Annotated in this window: 17 protein-coding genes; 11 read left to right on the top strand and 6 right to left on the bottom strand. The window is 48.4% G+C overall.

Annotated elements, in window-relative coordinates:
* Nucleotides 1-27: 27 nt before the first annotated feature.
* From O9X78_RS00310 to cls, 4 genes are read right to left on the bottom strand one after another with little or no spacing between them, the layout of a single operon-like run.
* Complete coding sequence (locus tag O9X78_RS00310) at nt 28-2,361, bottom strand: PqiB family protein (protein WP_269617553.1); 2,334 nt, start codon at nt 2,359-2,361, stop codon at nt 28-30.
* Nucleotides 2,354-2,974 carry a paraquat-inducible protein A gene (locus O9X78_RS00305; protein WP_269617552.1) on the bottom strand — a complete coding sequence of 207 codons (621 nt, stop codon included), beginning with the start codon at nt 2,972-2,974 and terminating at the stop codon, nt 2,354-2,356. The genes O9X78_RS00310 and O9X78_RS00305 overlap by 8 nt, the downstream gene beginning before the upstream one ends.
* Nucleotides 2,971-3,600 (bottom strand): paraquat-inducible protein A, encoded by a 630-nt coding sequence (locus O9X78_RS00300; RefSeq protein WP_269617551.1) that lies wholly within the window; start codon nt 3,598-3,600, stop codon nt 2,971-2,973. Before O9X78_RS00300 ends, O9X78_RS00305 begins: the two co-directional genes overlap by 4 nt.
* A gap of 8 nt (nt 3,601-3,608) precedes the next feature.
* Entirely contained in the window at nt 3,609-5,075 is a 1,467-nt protein-coding gene (gene cls, locus O9X78_RS00295; protein WP_269617550.1) for a cardiolipin synthase, read from the bottom strand.
* Nucleotides 5,076-5,361: 286 nt separating this feature from the next.
* Here cls and O9X78_RS00290 point away from each other — a divergent pair, with 286 nt between their 5' ends.
* From O9X78_RS00290 to chrA, 8 genes are all read left to right on the top strand, one after another.
* Nucleotides 5,362-5,820 (top strand): MaoC family dehydratase, encoded by a 459-nt coding sequence (locus O9X78_RS00290; RefSeq protein WP_269617549.1) that lies wholly within the window; start codon nt 5,362-5,364, stop codon nt 5,818-5,820.
* 139 nt (nt 5,821-5,959) lie between these two features.
* On the top strand, nt 5,960-7,162 hold the full coding sequence (locus O9X78_RS00285) for an amidohydrolase family protein (RefSeq protein WP_269617548.1): 1,203 nt from the start codon (nt 5,960-5,962) through the stop codon (nt 7,160-7,162).
* Nucleotides 7,163-7,330: 168 nt separating this feature from the next.
* Entirely contained in the window at nt 7,331-7,615 is a 285-nt protein-coding gene (locus tag O9X78_RS00280) for a hypothetical protein (RefSeq protein WP_269617546.1), read from the top strand.
* Between the two features lie 308 nt (nt 7,616-7,923).
* Nucleotides 7,924-8,541, top strand: a complete 618-nt coding sequence (trhA, locus tag O9X78_RS00275) for a PAQR family membrane homeostasis protein TrhA (protein ID WP_269617545.1) — start codon at nt 7,924-7,926, stop codon at nt 8,539-8,541.
* A gap of 30 nt (nt 8,542-8,571) precedes the next feature.
* Nucleotides 8,572-8,844, top strand: coding sequence for a hypothetical protein (locus tag O9X78_RS00270; protein WP_269617544.1), 273 nt, complete (start codon nt 8,572-8,574; stop codon nt 8,842-8,844).
* A gap of 30 nt (nt 8,845-8,874) precedes the next feature.
* Nucleotides 8,875-9,261, top strand: coding sequence for an acyl-CoA thioesterase (locus O9X78_RS00265; RefSeq protein WP_269617543.1), 387 nt, complete (start codon nt 8,875-8,877; stop codon nt 9,259-9,261).
* Nucleotides 9,262-9,429: 168 nt separating this feature from the next.
* Nucleotides 9,430-11,217, top strand: a complete 1,788-nt coding sequence (locus tag O9X78_RS00260) for a DEAD/DEAH box helicase (RefSeq protein ID WP_269617541.1) — start codon at nt 9,430-9,432, stop codon at nt 11,215-11,217.
* A 55-nt stretch (nt 11,218-11,272) separates the two neighbouring features.
* Nucleotides 11,273-12,403, top strand: a complete 1,131-nt coding sequence (gene chrA / locus O9X78_RS00255; protein ID WP_269617539.1) for a chromate efflux transporter — start codon at nt 11,273-11,275, stop codon at nt 12,401-12,403.
* Nucleotides 12,404-12,442: 39 nt separating this feature from the next.
* Here chrA and O9X78_RS00250 read toward each other — a convergent pair whose 3' ends face one another.
* Complete coding sequence (locus O9X78_RS00250; protein WP_269617538.1) at nt 12,443-13,324, bottom strand: LysR family transcriptional regulator; 882 nt, start codon at nt 13,322-13,324, stop codon at nt 12,443-12,445.
* Between the two features lie 112 nt (nt 13,325-13,436).
* Here O9X78_RS00250 and O9X78_RS00245 point away from each other — a divergent pair, with 112 nt between their 5' ends.
* The 3 genes from O9X78_RS00245 to O9X78_RS00235 all read left to right on the top strand — a co-directional run bounded on the left by O9X78_RS00245 (nt 13,437) and on the right by O9X78_RS00235 (nt 16,977).
* Entirely contained in the window at nt 13,437-14,879 is a 1,443-nt protein-coding gene (locus tag O9X78_RS00245) for an HAD-IB family hydrolase (protein ID WP_269617537.1), read from the top strand.
* Nucleotides 14,880-14,930: 51 nt separating this feature from the next.
* On the top strand, nt 14,931-16,313 hold the full coding sequence (locus tag O9X78_RS00240) for a wax ester/triacylglycerol synthase family O-acyltransferase (protein ID WP_269617536.1): 1,383 nt from the start codon (nt 14,931-14,933) through the stop codon (nt 16,311-16,313).
* 235 nt (nt 16,314-16,548) lie between these two features.
* Complete coding sequence (locus O9X78_RS00235; RefSeq protein WP_269617535.1) at nt 16,549-16,977, top strand: group II truncated hemoglobin; 429 nt, start codon at nt 16,549-16,551, stop codon at nt 16,975-16,977.
* Nucleotides 16,978-17,064: 87 nt separating this feature from the next.
* Here the strand turns inward: O9X78_RS00235 and O9X78_RS00230 are convergent, their stop codons facing one another.
* Nucleotides 17,065-18,867, bottom strand: coding sequence for a CocE/NonD family hydrolase (locus O9X78_RS00230; RefSeq protein WP_269617534.1), 1,803 nt, complete (start codon nt 18,865-18,867; stop codon nt 17,065-17,067).
* Nucleotides 18,868-18,898: the final 31 nt, after the last annotated feature.

Raw genomic sequence — 18,898 nt, 5'->3', positions numbered from 1 at the left:
TCTGTATGGCGATGTTGTGAAAACTTGTTAATCCGCGCGGATCCAGTTTTCGCCGGTATCTGCCTCTTTTGGTAAGGGGATCTGTGGGGCCCATTCTAACCAGCGCTGATCGAGCGATTGATGTAGCGGGAAGTTTTTACCGTCTTTTACCGTCGCGGCTAACTCGCCTCCATCAGGTGTGGCAAATGCGATTCCACCCTCTAGCAAGGATTCTATGGATTTACTGCGAATTGTGGCGCCGCTAAATATTCCGAACTTCACCGCGATGCCACTGGAATTCCAAAATTCGCTGTTTTCGCGCACAAGACTCTCATATCTAGGCTCTATGTTGATGTGGATCAGTGTTTGGGTGGCGTCCTCTGACAGTTCGTAGCCGAATACCTCGCCGACGGGAATATCTCGGTAGAACACTTTTACCCCTTCTTTGATTGAACCACGCTGTGCGGCGGTTAGAATCAAATTTAGACCGTTGCTGGGTTTGCTTAATGGTGGCGGCTTGTCTAAGGCGACAAAGTTGGTCTCGTTGACGCCGTAACCTGGGCGGACACTGATGTAGCTGCCGGTTACCAGTGTTTCTAAATTGCGAGTACCGATGAGTCCTAGTTGGGGGCGAACCACCCAGAATTGGCTGCCGGTACGGGCAATGGCCTTCGCCGACGGCGCGAGACGGGCATTCACCTTCACGCGCGCCATGTTGTCGTCGAGCTCGACAGCTATTACTTCGCCGACCTTGATGCCTTGGTATTTAATTTCTGTGCCCTTATTTATATTGCTCCCGGTGGTAAAAAAGAGGTTTATGTCGCGGCCTTTGTCGGCGTAGGTACTCTGAAAATCTGGATATAGGGTGTAGCGTAAACCCTCCCACGCAAGTTGTGGCTTGCTGACTTCGGGGTTGTGGAAAGCAATGCCGCCGGCAACGATGGTTGCAAGGGAGTCGGCATGTATATCTAAGCCGCTCAGTCCTCCACTAATACTTAGGCCGCTGGCATTCCAAAATTGGGATTCGCGATGAACGAGATTCGCGTAACGCTGATGAATAAAAATACCAATATTGACGCCGTCTTTATCCAGGTCGACGGACTCGACTTGGCCTACTGCAATTTTACGATAGTAAATTTTACTGCCAATGCTGACCGAATTGAGTTCGTCGCTACGCAGTGTGAGCCGCAAGCCGGGCTGTTGAACTCGACTTTCTGGCGGGGTCATTAACGCCGTATATTTGTTGGGAATACTTCCCCCTTTGCCCTCGACGTTCAGATTGATATAGGGGCCGCCGATTAACGCGTCTAAGCCACTGACGCCGCTGCTCGAGACTTCGGGCTTAACCAGCCAAAACTGAGTGCGCTCGTTCAGGTAACGGTGGTGTGGTGACGAAATGGCGATGCGTGCATTGGCGCCTAGGTTGGGGTTGTCATCGACAAACTTGAGCGTTTCTACCTTACCAATTTCCATCCCCATCAGGCGTACACTGCTGCCCACATGTAAGCCGTCAGGGTTGCGGAAATAGACGGTTATGATTTTGCTGCCTTTCGCACGCTCCTGATTTTTAAACAATTTGAAGTGGGTATTGTTTTCGACTTTTATGTCGGCCTCTAATTCAGACTTTGACGGCGTATCAAAGGCGATACCGCCCGCTAAAATACTGGCCATTGACCCGGTTTCAATATCTATTCCTTGTAATCCAGCACTTACTTTTAGGCCGCTTTGAACCCAAAATCGCGAGCTGCTGTTTACCAGATGGCTATACTGCGGGTCGATGCGAATATTGATTTCTATGTCGTCATTGCTTAGCTGATAGCCCTCAATATCGCCAACGTCAATTTGCTGGTATAGCACGGGTGCGCCCACAGAAAGCGAGCCCAATTCTGCCGCGTTTAGCACCAAACGTAGGCCGGGTAAGTTGTTGGTTTGCGGGGGTGGGGTGTTCAGAGCTGTAAAGTTTTGGCTAGGTTTACCGTCACCGGGGTTGAAGCTGATGTAATTGCCCGCAACAAGCGTATCTAGTCCAGACACACCGGATAATGATATTTGTGGCTTTACTAGCCAAAATTCGGTGTTTTCTTTAATGAGTGGTTCTATTTGTTGGGACAGTTCAAGTGTCGCGGTGACACCTTCTAGGTCCTTATCGAGTTGTAGGCTTTTTACATGTCCGACGTTAATACCTTGATAAATAACCGGTGTTTTGCCGACAGTGATACCACTGCCATTGTTAAAAGCGACAGTGACATTGAGACCACTGTCGTTAAAGCTCTGGTACATAAGCCAAGCTGCAATGCCTAGGGCAACGAGAGGTAGCAGCCAAATGGCTGAAAGGCCGCGTTTGGGTTCAAGTACGGCGGATGAAATCCTGCGGTCAGTCATTGTCTAAATCCCATATCAAGCGGGGGTCAAAGCTATTGGCAGCAAAAAGCGTGATAACCACAACGGCTGCAAATGCGGTTGCTGCTGGGCCACTTTCAACGGTAGCAATATTACCGAGGTGAACCAGCGTGACTAAAATTGAAATCATAAACAGATCGAGCATTGACCAGCGGCCAATGAAATGAATGAAACGATATAACACGGTGCATTGTTGGCGGCTTAAGGGCAGTTGTAGCTGCACAACCAGCATTAATATGACCAGAATAATCAGTTTTAAAACGGGTACCGCAATACTTGCAATAAATACAATGGCTGCAATAGCTTGTAGGTCTGATACCCACAGTTTAACGACGCCAGACATGATGGTGTCTGGATCGCCTTGGCCAAAACTGATTACCGTAAGAATGGGCAGCATATTCGCAGGAATTAGCAGGGCTAATGCGGCAAGGGTATAGGCCCAGCTACGTTGTAAACTTTGCGGTTTACGGAAGCTAAGTGCAGAGCCGCAGCGCGGGCACGCTGCAGCGATTTTGTTGTCAAGGATTTGCAGGTGACTCAGCTTGCCGCAGTCATTGCAGCGCGCAATACCTCTTTGTTGAGCGCTAATGGTCATGCGGTTTTGTGTTTCTCCCAGTGCTGCCAGACAAGTTCTTCATGAAAATACTGACTGCATAAAATGACGCAGACTAGCAGTGCGCTTAGACAGTAAGTACCGCCAGAAACACTGATTTCGCCGTCGTGCATCATTTTGACGTAAGCAACAATAATACCCATTGCGTACACTTCTAGCATGCTCCAGCTTTGCATCCAGCGTATGTATTTTATCCAGAGCGGGAAATGGGCGGGGAAATGATTAATTCTAACGCTGAAACACACTATAGCGGTGAGCAGCAAGTGCATAAAGGGCGCGATGAGTGAGCACAGCATAATGAGTGCTGCAAGTGAATGCTCATTCTCTAACCACATGCGATAAATACCGCCGATCAGGGAGTTACTACCGCGCTGGCCAACCATACTTAATTTGAGTATGGGTAAGGTGATTGCCGGGTAAAATAAGATAAGTCCACTTATTGCAGCTGCAAAGCTAATGGTGTCGGTATGTTTTGCTGAGTACCAAAGAACGGCGTTGCAACGAGGGCAATGGCCTTCTAGATGCTTCTCGGACGGCAGTGTTTGTATCAACATGTCGCAGTCGGGGCAGGCAGTGAGATCTTGGGGTATATGACTAGGTTCTACCATGGGGATACTTATTGCAGCGGTGCAAAGAGGTAGGCGCAGCGACTAAAAATACGACGTGCCAGCGACCACTTTGCCACCTCACGTGGCAGTAGTTGCTTACATTTTTTGAAGTCGTCATTGAGCATGCTTTCCATATCTCTGGCAAATTCCACGCTGTGATTGATCATACAAAGTTCAAAATTGAGTCGGAAGGAGCGGTTGTCCATGTTGGCCGATCCCACCACACTGATATCATCATCCACTAACATTACTTTCTGATGCAAGAAGCCGTCTTGGTAGTAATAAAACTGTACGCCTCGAGCGAGGGTTTCTTTAACCGCGGTGTAGGACGACAGCTTAATGATTAATTTGTCGGGTTTCTCTGGCAGCATAATACGCACATCTACGCCTCGCATCGCAGCGAGTTGCAGAGCGTATATGACCGGTGCGTCTGGCACAAAATAAGGGCTGACTATCCATAATCTACTACGTGCTTGATGAATCATATTCAAGAAATAAAGAGCGCAGCTGTCGGTGTTATCCGCTGGACCGGTGGCTAGTACCAATGTGTTTATGGATGCGTCAACCGCCGAGGGTTGCCAATTTAACCTAGGTAAGGATTCCTTGGCCCAGAACCAATCTTCGGCAAAAGCAAGCTGTACCGCTTGTACTGCTGGGCCAGTGATGGCAATACCGGTGTCACGCCAGGGCGTTAGAATCGGGTGCATATCTCGGTATTCATCGCCCATATTCATGCCGCCGACAAAGGCGTAGTCACCGTCACAAATAACTATTTTGCGGTGGTTTCGGAAATTGAGTTGTAACCGGTTTCCCAGCCCTTTGGTGCTGTTGAATGGCGTTATATTTACGCCTTCAGTGCGCAATTTTTGCAGGTAGTGATTAGGTAGTTTGAGGCAGCCAATCTCGTCATATACGAAGTAGATTGACAGTCCCTGTTGTGCCTTTTTAATTAGCAAGTCGGCAAGATCGCGGCCAATTTGGTCATCGCGAATAATATAAAATTCCAATAAGACATAGTCTTTGGCCGCGTCAATATGGCTGAACATATCACTAAAGGCCTGCCTGCCATTGATGAGTAAATGGCAGTTATTGCCGGTGGAAAATGGCAGGGTAGTGAGTTGTTCTAGTGCGATGAGGCGTGAATCGTTGCTGCTTGTCTCAGCGCCAAACGAAGGGAAGCCTGATAAAAGGTTATTTGCTATCTCGTCTATTTGTAAATGGTTGTGGCGCTTTGCCAGGGCATAACCCCTAAATTTGCTGCGGCCAAATATCCAGTATAAGGGTACAAATATGGGTGGAAAGCCAATGAGTACGATTGCCCATGCCACAGCGCCCTGCGCGGTGCGTGTCTTCAAAATAGCTTCTAATGCCGACAATACACCAAGTGCCGCGAAGACTGCGGCGAGCAATGCACCGATGCCAGCTGAGTTATCGCTGATCCAGATCCATAATTCTTCTGGTGTGTATTGGGTCATACTGGTTTGTTTATCCTTGTTGTTTTGGTGATTGGGTTAGCAAGCTTTGTTTAGTAAGAGCACTGCTTACGCATTAAGTTGTGTTTATTGTAGCGGATAAGCCAGCCGAACATGATGTTGTGCTGGTTGTTGCACAGTCACAACGAGAAAAGTCGTCCTGATAGACTATGCCTCGTTCTTTGCAGGCAATGTTAAAGTTTCCGCCGTAAATTATACAAACTGGGTCCCCAATTACATGCTAATAGACCTGGGATAATAAAGATCTCACCCCAATATTGGAGCAACGATGACGACTGTTTTTAAACACCCAATGGATCTTGTCTCAGCGGTAGGCAATACGCTAGGTAGCAGCGATTGGTTGGCAATTGATCAAGACCGTATTAATTTATTTGCCGATGCGACGGGTGATCATCAATGGATACATGTTGACCCAGAGCGGGCAAAGGATGGTCCATTTGGAAAGTGCATTGCCCACGGCTATTTGACCTTGTCTTTGGTGAATCTATTTTTGCCTCAGATTATCGATGTTCAGGGTATCTCTATGGGTGTAAATGTCGGCTGTGAGCGCATTCGTTTCCCAGCGCCAGTGCCTGTTGGCTCTAAGGTACGTGGTTGCGGCGAACTGATCTCGGTTGAAGAGGTAAAGGGTGGCGTGCAGTCTGTAGTCAGGGTGACCGTCGAAATTGAAAACAGTGATCGACCCGCCTGTGTTGTCGATACAATCAGTCGTTACTTTCCTGCCTGAACTCTTCTCGCGTCAAAATTTAACAATGAGTCTGATTTGGCGCTGAGCTTTTTTGTCACCCACTGGTGATTGCTGCGGTTAATGTGTTCATCGCGCAGCAAGCGTAGAGTATTGAAAAATCTCTACAGGGTGCAGCGCCATGAATCCACTTCCGTATTCTCTTATTGATTGCGATAACCATTACTACGAACCTGACGACTGCTTTAGTCGGCATATCGAGTCTCGCTTTCGAGAGCGTACGGTGTGGGTTGAGCGTGAGCGCGATGACGGCTTTGGCGTGATGAGATTAGGTAATGAGCGTTTAAATTTCTTCAGCGTTGGTGTCGGTGACTACGTTGGTCCGCCGGGCGCGATGAAGTCTTTTTTTAAAGGCGATATAGATACCGGTGGTGCGGTAAATGCGAATGCGATTCGCGCTATCGATTGTCCAGAGTTTATTAACAAGTCTGCGCGACTTGCGCGGATGGATGAACAGTATGTGCAAACTTGCGTCATGATCCCGACCTTGGGCTGTGGAGTTGAGTACCAACTTCGTAAACCGGTACATCGAGACATTGCCTATCCCAGTATTCGCGCATTTAACCGTTGGGTAGCGGAAGACTGGGGTTGGGGTGGCGATGGTCGGGTGTTCTCTACCGCTATGATGAGCCTTATTGATGTTACCCAAGCGCTTATTGAGCTAGAGCGGATACTTAAAGAAGGTTGCCGTTTAGTGCATATTAATACGGGGCCTATTGACGGGCGGTCCCCCGCAGACCCCCACTTCGATCCTTTTTGGGCGCGTATTCAAGAGGCTGGCGTGATCGTGACCTATCATATCGGTAGCGGGCCATTTACAGAGCTCTACGCCGCGCCTTGGGGCGAGCCTGCCAATCCACCCTCGCATCGTTTTACCGCGTTTAATATGTTTGTCGGCATGGGCGAGCGCACGGTGGTCGATCAAATAGCCGCAACTATTTTTCAAAATTTGTGCGGACGCTTTCCTCGTATTCAATTTTTAATTGTTGAATTCGGCGCTGCGTGGCTGCCTCATTTACTCAAAACAATGGATAAAATTTATCGTCTTGGCGATCACAAAAGCCGCTGGCCCTATGGCAAGCCTGATTTGCCTAGCGACGTTTTTAAAAAGCATTTTAAGATTGTGCCCTTCCACGAGGATGATTTTAGGCGGATTGCAGATAGTGCTGGGGTGGACGCAATCGTTAACGGATCAGACTATCCGCATCCCGAAGGCTTGCTCTGGCCATCTGAAATGACGGAAGAAATGGAAGGTTTTTCGGATGCGGAAGTGCAGCAAATGATGCGGGGTAATGCAGCCAATATGCTTGGAATAAGCGATTAGCCTTTGTTTTTATAAGCTTATATTATGAAAAACATCCTCTCTCAAGGTGCTTTGATCTAAGCTAGGGGCAGGATTGACGTCAAAATTGTGGTATAACTCCATCATTAGCAAGGACGCTATAAGTTAAAGTACGTATGTTTGGTGTAAATATAGCGTGGAGTTGCGTCAATGGATTTGACACATGGCAGTGTGCTGCAAGGCGATCGGGAATTATTATCTGATGTTCCCATGTATATCTCAGCTAGCAGTGATTATGTGAAGTGGGGGGGCTGTCTGCATCTTAATAAGCAGATTGGCGAGCGCCTGCATGGCACCGAGTACCGTATCCGTTTACGCGATGGGCGCTTGGGCGATATTCGTATTCGAAAAGTGGTCAATACCAACGGTGCGCTTCATGTTGAGCTACTTTTTGAGGGTTTGGGATCACTTGATCCCAGCGAAAGCGCCGCTTAGTGCGCCTTACTCAAGCTTTGCGGTCTTAGACCTCGTCTTCTTTCTCTGAATGTTCAATTTAAGATTTTGTTTTTTCTCCCCTAAAGGCCGCCAGTCTATGCTTGCCTTCCGCGTGGCATATGGGAATTGTCTCGTCAGTCTACCCCCGAGCATCATCCTGACGAAAACGCGAATACCTCGAGTCTGATTTCTGTTAAATTGACTTCGGAAAAGACTAATTTGCCAGCAGAGTTAGTCATTTTTGCGAATATTTTTACTATTATTCCCCCTTTTCATTAGCGACCAACAACTCAGGTGGTATTAGCAAGGTGTATCAAGGCGAGCGTTTTAACAGTATTTCCCACTTGGCGGGGGTATTGGCCGCTGTAGTCGGCAGTGCGGCGTTAATTTGGCCGGCAGTTCAGAATTATGATGTTTGGAAGATACTTGCCTTTTCAATTTATAGCGTGTCTCTACTGGCACTGTATTTATTTTCTACCCTCTACCACAGTAGTAAGGGGCCAAAAAAAGCGTTATTTCGCCAGTTGGATCATTTGGCAATTTATCTCCTTATCGCCGGGACTTACACGCCTTTTCTAGTCGTTACCCTTCGCGAAAGTGGCGGCTGGTGGATGTTTGCCCTGATTTGGTCGTTGGCGGTGGTGGGGATGATTCTCGAAATGATTCCTAAGGCGGGTCGGCGCGCATGGTCTATAGGGGTTTATTTGCTGATGGGCTGGCTGGCGGTGTTTCTCGTTAAACCACTCAGTGCGGCCCTTCCCGAGGGTGGCTTTACGCTGTTATTAGCTGGTGGTATTTCCTATACGGCGGGTATTATTTTTTATGTGTTCGATAAAAAAATCACCCACTTTCACGGTGTTTGGCACCTATTTGTGTTGGCGGGCAGTGTCTGCCATTTCTTTACTATCTATTATTTCGTCGCCTAGAGTCTTGTGCTGCTCGGAGGGTAAATCAGCTTGATTTTCTGTCGAATTGTTATTGGTTTTGGCCTGTTAAATTTTATTGTGCTAATCGTCGCAATGATTCAGCCTCTTGGGATTCAACGGCTCGAGTACGGTTTGCCGCAAGCGTCATCGTTGATGATTTTGCAGGGCCTAGTAAGTGCCGCCATGGTCTATGCCGGACGGGAGAAAATGCGCGGTAGCGATCTAGGTCAAAAAGCGTTTCCCGCCTCTTTGATGAGTTACGTACTGTGGTTGTGTATGACCCTGCGGTGGATGGCGCAGTAATCCCTTTATCCCAATGGAGAAAGTTAAAGAATGATGTTGTGTACTATGGAGCCACGGTTCTGTGAAACCGATGCCTTAGGGCATATTAATAATACAGTCGTGCCGATGTGGTTCGAAACAGCGAGAACGCCTATTTTTGAGGTGTTTAATCCGGGGCAGGATTTAAAAAAGTGGAATATGATTCTGCGTAAAATGGACGTCGATTTTATTGCGCAGATCTACTACGGCCACCCTGTAGAGATTAGAACACGTATAGGGCATATCGGCAGTTCATCCTTCACCTTTGAGCATGAAGCCTGGCAGCGTGACGAACTGGTCGCTAAGGGCAGCGCAGTGATGATTTATTTTGACTATGTGAAACAGTGCAAGCAGGAAATTACGCCCGCTTTACGTGCCGAGTTAGAAAAACAGCGCTGAAGTTAGCGCCTGAGCAGATTCAAAGGCCGCTAATGCCAAAAAAGGCCAAAGGTTTCAGGGTAATTGTCGTCCTATGCCGGTATAATGCGGCCTCAACGCCATATCTGCGTTCGGCCGAGTGTGAGGTCTAATGTTGCGGCGACTCTTGCATTTTTTACGGTAGCGATTATGCCCTCTGATACGGCCGCGGCAGCGGAAACAATGACTTTTGATGATTTGGGCTTAGCGCCCATGGTACTGGCCGCGGTTAAAGCGGTTGGTTATGAAACACCTTCGCCAATTCAGGCGGCGACAATTCCCTTTATCCTCGCCGGCAGAGATCTTGTCGGTCAAGCACAAACAGGTACCGGTAAAACGGCAGCCTTTGCCTTGCCGTTATTGTCGCGTCTCGACGTGAATAGCCGTCGTACACAAGCTCTAATTTTGGCTCCAACACGTGAGTTAGCAATTCAAGTTGCCGAAGCGCTGCAAAGCTATGCTTCGCATATGCCCGGTTTTCAAGTACTGCCTATTTACGGTGGACAGGATTACCGAGGTCAATTGGCGGCCCTAAAGCGTGGCGTACAAGTCGTGGTTGGTACGCCAGGTCGTGTAATGGACCATATGCGCCGCGGTACGCTCAAACTAGATGACTTGAGTCATTTGGTGCTGGACGAAGCGGATGAAATGCTACGCATGGGGTTCATCGACGATGTCGAATGGATCATGTCGCAGATGCCTGAAAAGCGCCAAATCGCCTTGTTCTCGGCCACTATGCCGCCCGCGATTCGTCGCATTGCGACAACTTATTTGAATAACCCTGAACAAGTCACGATCCAAACCAAAACCTCGACGGCGATCACCATTCGTCAGCGTTACTGGATGGCGCGTGGTTTAAATAAGCTAGACGCATTGACGCGTATTCTTGAAGCTGAACCCTTTGACGGCATGATCATTTTCGTGCGGACCAAACTGGTTACTACCGAGTTGGCAGAGAAATTACAGGCCCGTGGGTATACCGCGGCAGCCTTGAATGGCGATATTGCTCAAGCCCAGCGCGAGCGCACCGTTGAGCATTTGAAAAACGGCCGTCTTGATATCGTTATCGCGACCGATGTTGCTGCTCGTGGTTTGGATGTTGAGCGTATTAGTCATGTTATTAACTATGACATCCCGCACGACACCGAAGCCTATGTTCATCGTATCGGCCGAACTGGTCGTGCTGGTCGGACGGGCGATGCAATCTTGTTTGTGGCGCCGCGCGAGAAGCGGATGCTGCAGGCAATAGAGCGCGCCACTCGTCAGTCCATAGAAGAAATGGGCTTGCCGACAGCAGAGAATATCAATGCGCTGCGCGTTGATCGGTTTATGCAAAAGATCACTGATACCCTTGCCGGTACCGATCTCAGCTTCTACCGCAAAATGCTTCAGGAATACATTGCTAAGCATGATGTAAGCGAACTTGATGTGGCTGCAGCTTTAGCCTGCCAAGTACAGGGCGACAAACCTTTGCTAGTGAAGGATGCCCCGAAATTGATGACGGAAGCGCGTAGCCGCGACAAGCCTAGTGTTGGCGGCAAGCGTATTGCTGAATCAAGCTTACAGCGCTACCGTTTGGAAGTGGGGCGTCAGCACGGTGTAAGCGCCGGCAATATTGTCGGTGCGATTGCCAACGAAGCGAATATCGACAGCGCGAATATTGGCCGTATTTCAATATACCCAGAGTTCAGCACCGTTGATTTGCCAGCAGACTTACCTGAAGGCGCAATGGAGTGTTTAAAAACTACCCGGGTAGCTGGGCAAGCATTGAATATTTCTGTGCATGAAGGCGGTGATATGCCGATAGAGCGCGAGCGTCCCCGCAAGCCTCGTATCAGCAAAACTGGCGACAAAGGTGGTCGTAAGCCAGTGACCAGAGTAAAGGCAAAGTCCACGACTAAGCCTACTTCACCAAGAGAAAAACGCGGTAAGCTATAAACCGTAATACGCTTCGTTTACACTCTTCACGCTTTATTAGGTTGAGAGGGTAATCGTGGTTTGGCGTGTATTTCTGCAATTCCTGTATTTGGGCTGCATCAGTTTTGGCGGCCCTGCTGCACATATCGGCTATTTTCGAAAAGTATTTGTCGAGCAAAAGGCCTGGCTTAGCGAGCAGGAGTTTGCTGCCGACCTTGCCCTTTGCCAGTTTTTGCCCGGCCCCTCATCAAGTCAGCTCGGTTACGCCATTGCCTGTCGGCGTGGTGGTGTTCCTGCGGGTATAGCGGCTTTCCTCGGCTTCACACTTCCCTCTTTTATTCTTATGTATGGATTGGCTGTTTGGCAGCTAGACATTGCGCCGGGTACTCTGCAGCACGGAGTTGTGAGCGGGCTTAAATTGTTGGCAGTGGCGGTAGTGGCCGATGCGGTTTGGGGAATGGCAAATCAGTTCTGTCGTCAAACTATAACAATCCTTTTATCGACGATCAGCGCAGTTATTTTAAGCTTGGCTATGACGCCACTCTGGCAGTTTGGATTACTTGCGGCGGCAGCCATTGTGATGGCGTGGCGAGAAAGGCCAGGCCATAGTCATCCGAAAATTCTAGCTAGGGATCGCTCATTGATCTTATGGCTCAGTTCTTTTACCTTGCTTTTGCTTGTTTCAATTGCCGTCCCTGATAGTATTTACGCGACCTTCTATCAGACCGGTAGTATGGTATTTGGGGGCGGTCACGTGGTATTGCCGCTGCTTGAACCACTGGTCGGTGATGCCTTAAGTAAGGATCAGTTTTTATTAGGCTATGCTGCCGCGCAAGCGGTGCCGGGGCCGATGTTTTCCTTTAGCGCCTACCTTGGCGCGGCAATGCGCCCAGACTTTCCCCTCTTATATGCAGTAATCGCATGCTTAGCTGTTTTTACGCCGGGCTTTATATTGCTGTCTGGTATACGTGGAGTTTGGCAGCAGTTGTCAATGCGGCCGCGTATCGTTGCAGCCATTGCCGGTGTTAATGCTGTTGCGGTGGGTATGTTGGTGTCTGCGTGGCTAGATCCGGTGTTAACTAGTGCGCCGCATGATGGGTTTGCATTACTGCTGGCTGGCATGGGGTTTGTCGCCCTGCGTAGTAAGCGCTTCCCAATCATGGCTATAATCGCGATGTTCGCTCTGTGCGGTGCTCTGCGTTACTAATGCTATGTGGATTTTGGCTATATAGCCTGATTTGCTGGTTCAGCGTGCTAGTAATGAGAGTAGGGCGCTAGACGGTGCAGATAACTCAAACTCCTGTCTATGCGCGCAGCATATTTGTAGCTGATCCGCTGACGTAAAGCCAAGTATGGTAAAGCGTTTTAAAAACTCCTTATTGTTTAGGTAGCTCTGTCCTACCGTTGCTACGGCGTCGGTGGCCGCAACGATTTCGCAGGCTAGCGGAAAGTGACCAATGATGTGAATGGGATGATCAGCCGGGATTTCTGTATCGCCGAATAAGCGGCTAGTTATTTCTGGCGATGACCCATCCCGCTCAGGAAGTACCAAGGGGTAATTTAATATGTGCTTAAACGATACCGTTTTTAATTTGGTTAGCGGATGTGTGCGGCGGGTAAAGAAATAGGCATCAAAGGGTTTTAAAGGAATTATCTTAAATTCACGCCGTTCCTCCAGCGCCCTTAGCGGGCCAATGATAAGGTCACAATCGCCAGCCCGTAGAAAGCTGATGGCTTGGTCTGTCGATACGGATTTTATATCTACTTTAAGCTGTGGGTAGCGTCCCATTAATTGTGGCAAAGCCGGGTTCATTAGCGTGATTAAAGGCGGTGGCGAAATGCAGATGCGCAGTTGGGATTCTCTGTATTCCCTGAATTCCTTGGCATCCATGTCGAGTCGTTCGATATCAGCGAGAATGCGCGCGGCACGGTCAATGATGTTGCGGCCTTGGGGTGTTGCAATAACACCGCGGGCGCGACGCTCGAAGAGGGCGATTCCCAACTCTTTTTCCACCTCGGCGACGGTTCGGGTTAAGCTCGGTTGCGAAACGTGGATTGCCGCGGCGGCGGCGGTCATTGAGCCAAACCGATCGACGGCGACAATGTAGCGTAATTTACTTGTGTTCAAGGTATACGTTTTCCGAATATTACAGAAAAAATAGTATTGGACTGAATATCTTATACGTTGTCAAATGAAGTCACATTCTCTGATCTCAGAACTTTCATGGAGCTCTACCGGTATGCCTCCTTTTACCGACATTACTGAAGAAATAGACAACGCCCCTGCAGGGCCACAAATCGCGGCTCTGTTTGACTTCGATGGCACGATTATCGCGGGTTACTCTGTTTTTAGTTTTCTTCGCGAGCAGGTTCGTCGAGGAGATCTTGCACCCTCCGAAATACTAGCTACTGTGGAAGCTATTGCACGTTTTGGCTTGGGAAGTGTCGATTTTGCAGAGCTGATGTCACTGTCAGCTCAGAGTATGAAGGGGCTTAAAGAGGATGACTACCTTGATGTTGCCCAAACAATTTTTGAGCGGGATCTAGCCAAGAAAATCTATCCTGAAACCCGTGCATTGATAGAAGCCCATATGAGAAAAGGACATACGGTGGCGATCATATCCTCTGCTACGCCTTATCAGGTCGAACCATGTGCAAGGTACCTTGGCATCAACCATGTGGCCTGCAGCGCCATAGAAGTTAAAAATGGCATCTTTACCGGCGAACTTGGCGGGCCCTTGTGTTTTGGTGTGGGTAAGGTCGATGCGGCTCTTGATTTGGCAAAAGCAAAAGGCGTAGAGCTTGAAAATAGTTATTTCTATTCAGATAGTACCGATGACATCGAGCTTCTAGAATATGTAGGTCATCCGCGGCCACTTAATCCAAGTCAAAAATTAAAAGATATCGCGGCCACTCGGGGCTGGCCGACTCGCGTTTTTCACAGTCGCTCAAGTAGTACAACGATGGGGTTAACGCGGAATATTGCAACCAAAGTAAGTTTGGTCAGTTCAGTAATAGCTGGTCTACCGATATGGGCGTTGACGGGGTCAAAGCAGGAGGCGAGAAACTTTTCTATGTCGCTGTTTGCCGATGTTGCTTCCGCGGTGGCCGGACTGAAACTCGACATTACCGGCGAGAAAAATTTATGGGCTGCCAGACCCGCGGTATTCATTTTTAATCATCAGAGCGATATCGATGTGATGATTATTTCGAAACTTCTACGTCGAAATTTCACGGGCGTCGGTAAGGCTGAAATTAAAAAGATGCCGTTTATCGGCGTGGCGATGGAAATGGCGGGTGTCGTTTTAATTGACCGCAGTAACAGCAAGAGTGCCATCGCTTCTCTCGAGCCTCTGATAGAGCGGGTCAAGCAGGATAAAATTTCAGTGGTCATTGCGCCTGAAGGTACGCGAACCCATTCGAAAAAACCTAAGCCGTTTAAGAAAGGCGCGTTTCATATTGCCATGCAGGCAGGTGTTCCTATTGTGCCCATTGTTATCCATAACGCGATGGATGTTTCCCCCAAAGGCGATACCTTGTACTACCCCGGCACGGTTGAGGTGGAGATTTTGGCACCGATCGATACTAGTCGCTGGACGGTCGAGGGCCTTGATAAGCAAGTAGCTAAAATCGAAGGTCTATACAAAAAAGCCCTGGATAAGTCGACGAAGGTTGGTGCATAGAGATTTAAGTCTGTTGATGCGGCAACATGAAAGTTATAAGCGAGAACCAAAATGGAACAGATCAAACCCCAGGATGCACAGTTTCTCTATACAGAAACAGACGATAATTATAACCACATTACGCTACTACTTAATTTCGATGGTCCAGCTGAGGGTGATGCGGACTACGGGCAGCTGATTCAATTCTTTAAAAACAAGTTAAAGCATCATCCCATTTACTCGCAGCGCTTAGTGCGGCTGCCTGCTGAGCTTGACTACCCCTATTGGGTAAATGATGAAGAATTTGAAGCTGACGCCCATTTTACTGTAACGCCTTTACTAGTTCCGGGTGACTGGAAAGCGCTGCGCGAAGAGGTTTGTTATCTGCATTCCCAGCCAATGGATATGCATCGTCCACTTTGGGATGTAACGATATTTACCGGCGTAAATTGCAACGGTGACAATAAAAATGGTTTTACCGTTGTGGTACGGCTTCACCACGTTGCGATTGACGGTGTCGGACTTGTAAAAATGTTAGCGAGTTTTGCCACGCCATTGTCTGACGCAGATCAATCACCGAACGCAGAACATGCTGAGGAGCGTAGCGACTTCTCTTGGTCTAGCGTTGCTGGTCGGGCAGTAAAAAACAGGCTTCGACTTTCGGTTAATTTAGGGCGCACTTTGCTAAATAGTGCTTCCTATGTAGGGCCTTCTGCTCGTCGATATCTTAATACCAAACCCTCTGAGCGGATGCGAGTATATCCGAGCCGATTTAATGACTCGGTAGCTGGTGACAAAATTTTCGATGTGATTGGTGTCGAGTTAAAAACTCTCAGTGCTCTGCGGTCGCTCTATCAGGGCGCTACCATGAATGACGTCATACTCACTATTAGCGCTGGTGCGCTGCGACGGTATTTAGCAAAACATAAGGAACTGACCACCCATTCATTAGTAGCATGGATTCCTGTTAATGCGAGGGGGGCAACCGGGGGCAGTGATTCAGGCAATAATCTAAGCGCGTTCACCGCACCGATATATACGACCATTGCTGATCCCGTGGCTAGGATGGCAAAAATAGTGTCTGCAACTCAGGCTGGAAAGAGTGGAATATCCGCAGCTGGACTCATGCTCAATGTGACGAAATGTTTACCAGCAACTGAGCAATATCTATTTGCCCGCGCCATTAATGCCACATCTGCGGCGAGTTCGACCTGTAACTTGTTTGTTTCAAATGTTCCGGGGCCAGCTCAGCCAATTTATTTGGCAGGACATCGCTTGGAAAGCTTATCGGGTTTGCCGCCACTAGGCGAAGGTATGGGGCTGTTCATAGCCACACCCAGTTACAACGGTAAACTGTATTTCAATGTAATATCGACAGCGAGCATCTTGCCGGACATCGATTTCTTTATGGAGTGTATACAGGAGTCGTTTAGTGAAATGCAGTCCATGCTCTAAGGCATAAATTTTGTAGCGTTCAAAATTTCTGTATCTAGTTGAATATGGTTTAGAGATGATTTGGATGCAAGCCTGAAAATAGTAAGTCCTTGGATTATGTAGTTTAGGGATTTACTAAAAAAACTTGAGATAGATCAAGGACAGTTAAGATCGAATTTTATGTAATGCTAAGATCAGATTTTAACAACTGTCTATTTGTGGGTGGCGCGGTAACGCGCCCATGGAGTTTAAGCGAATGTCTCAAGACCAAACACCCTATCAAATTTTGGGTGAGGAAAAGATCAAAGAGCTAGCGAATATATTTTACGATGTGATGGACGAGTTACCCGACGCTAAGCATATTCGTGATATGCACAGTAAAAGTTTGGTCGATATCAAACAAAAGTTAGCAGAATATTTAACGGGCTGGCTGGGTGGACCTCCGGTGTATCAGCAAAAGCACGGTACAGTTTGCTTAACAAAGCCCCATGCGCCCTTCGCGATAGGACCAGAGGAACGAGACCAGTGGCTTCTCTGTTTCAACGAAGCGCTGGAGCGTATTGGTGCCAGTGAAGAGTTGAAGGATATGCTGCGTGTACCGGTTTTTCGTTTGGCTGATACCGTTAAAAATCGCGATGAGTCGATTAAAGAGAATACCGATCCCAATATTATTGCTATTGCCTAGATTAGTACCGAGTTAATCTCAGCTACGACTGCTTTGATGGGGGCCGGAGAGCCACGAGCGATTGTGATTATCGCTCGTGGCCGAGGTTTAGTCTCCGGTCTTTGCTATAAAGGGTAGGTCAACCGTACCGCTTATTGCAGCCGGTATAGGCGGCTGTACAATACTAGCCACATGGGTAAAGTAGGGGTGGAATCCATAGACCATTAAACCAATGGTATCTCCTGCGGCAATGGGCTCAGAAACACCAATCATTTCTTGGGCCAATAGGCCGCTGCCGCGTATTGGCAAGACTTGGTCGTTTATCAACGCAAAGTCGCCGCCATTGGCGGGTAATTTTCCTAAGCCAATATACAAAAGATTTCCGTCGCCATTGCCACCGCTAATATTCAGCATGGCAAGTGGGATGCCTGCTAATACACCGTCATTGTTCATCGTTTGTAAGGGAATAAATACTCCTTTGGCAACAAGCTGACTCAGTAGCTCACTTGGTAGTAAATTAACGATATCGTCTAAATAATCGACCAGTGACGTCGGGTCAGCAGCGGCTGTTAAAACTGCGATTAAGGTACTCGATGCCTCTACTGGCAACGATGACAAAGTCGCCAACACGGTTTGCAGAGGTAGTGATGTTAACAGGTCTACAATATTGCTCAGGCCGCCGGGAATAATCTGCGTTTCGACAACGCTGTTAAGAGAGCCGCCGCGTTTTACGTCACTGGCGATGACACCCGTTTGTTCCTCTGACAAGCTAAAGCAAACATTGGGTATGGTCGCAGAGCTTGTACCTTGCAATTTGTCCGCGAGAAAGTTTAGCGCCAAATCGTCGGTTGCATAACTCTGGTCGTCGCAATACAGCGTGCCTTCTGTGCCAAACAAAATTTGTCGGCCAGCGGTTTGCAGTGCGGGTAAAATATGGCCATCTTTCTGAATAAACAAGTGCGCCTCGTTGCCTTGTCCCTTCCAGCATTCGTAGTTTTCTACGGCCTCGTTAATGTTAAATAGCACATCGTTGCTGCCTTGAATAAATAGGGCGTCGGCATTCGACAGCGTTCTGCCGTCGCTACGCTCACCTTCACAAAAAGATAGCGGACTGTGGCCAGCTAGGCGCGCTACCGTATCGGGGTCTATTTCACCTGTGGTCGTTGCGCCTATTATGGCCTGAGTAAGATAGGGTTCTAGTTTCCCCATTGAGGCAACGGATAAAATATCTAGCCAGATATTTTTGGGCGTATTGTTGGCGTATAAGCTGTAGGGTAAGTTGCTCCACGTCGCCAAGGGTACGATAGCGTCAAAGCGCTTATCAACGCTCGAGCACACGGTTTGAAAGCCGCCGCCGTAAGATAAGCCGACCGAGCCAATAAGCGGGTCATCATTTTCAAAACTGAGATTGACCAGGTTCTCTTCAGCCCAGTCGATAATTTGCGATACATTGCGACAGTCAATATCGGGGTCCATTACGGTGATACTCCCCGTGGTTTCGCCAAAGCCCCGCTGGTCAAAGCTAATCACGTAAAACCCTTTTTCTAACCACGCGCGGCGGGCGACATCACCTGACACGTCATTGGTGAGAAAGGATTCAATAGGATCCGGGTTGTCAAAATTCTTCGCTCTAGACAAACCGAAACCGTGGCTGTGTAGTATCAGCGGAACCGATTTTCCCTGTGGGTTTTCTGGCACGTAAACGGTAAATGCGACTGTCTCGTCATCAAAGCCAACGAGAGTTTGGTTATAGTGGGTTTGGGTTTCTGCCTGTCCACTATTGCTAGAAGGTGGATTACTACTGTTGGTGTTGCTAGAGGATGAGGAGCTGGAGCTGCCACCGCAGGCGGCAAGCAAACTCAGAGTAATAAGCACGATGCATTGTGATAGTGGGCGCGAAACAGGAAACATGATGTGGCCTCGTTGTCATTATTTAGGCCCA

The sequence above is a fragment of the Zhongshania aquatica genome, from assembly GCF_027257955.1.
Taxonomy (GTDB): Bacteria; Pseudomonadota; Gammaproteobacteria; order Pseudomonadales; family Spongiibacteraceae; genus Spongiibacter; species Spongiibacter aquatica.
The sequence above is the reverse complement of the archived record's forward strand: the minus strand, read 5'-3'. Positions and strand labels throughout refer to the sequence as shown.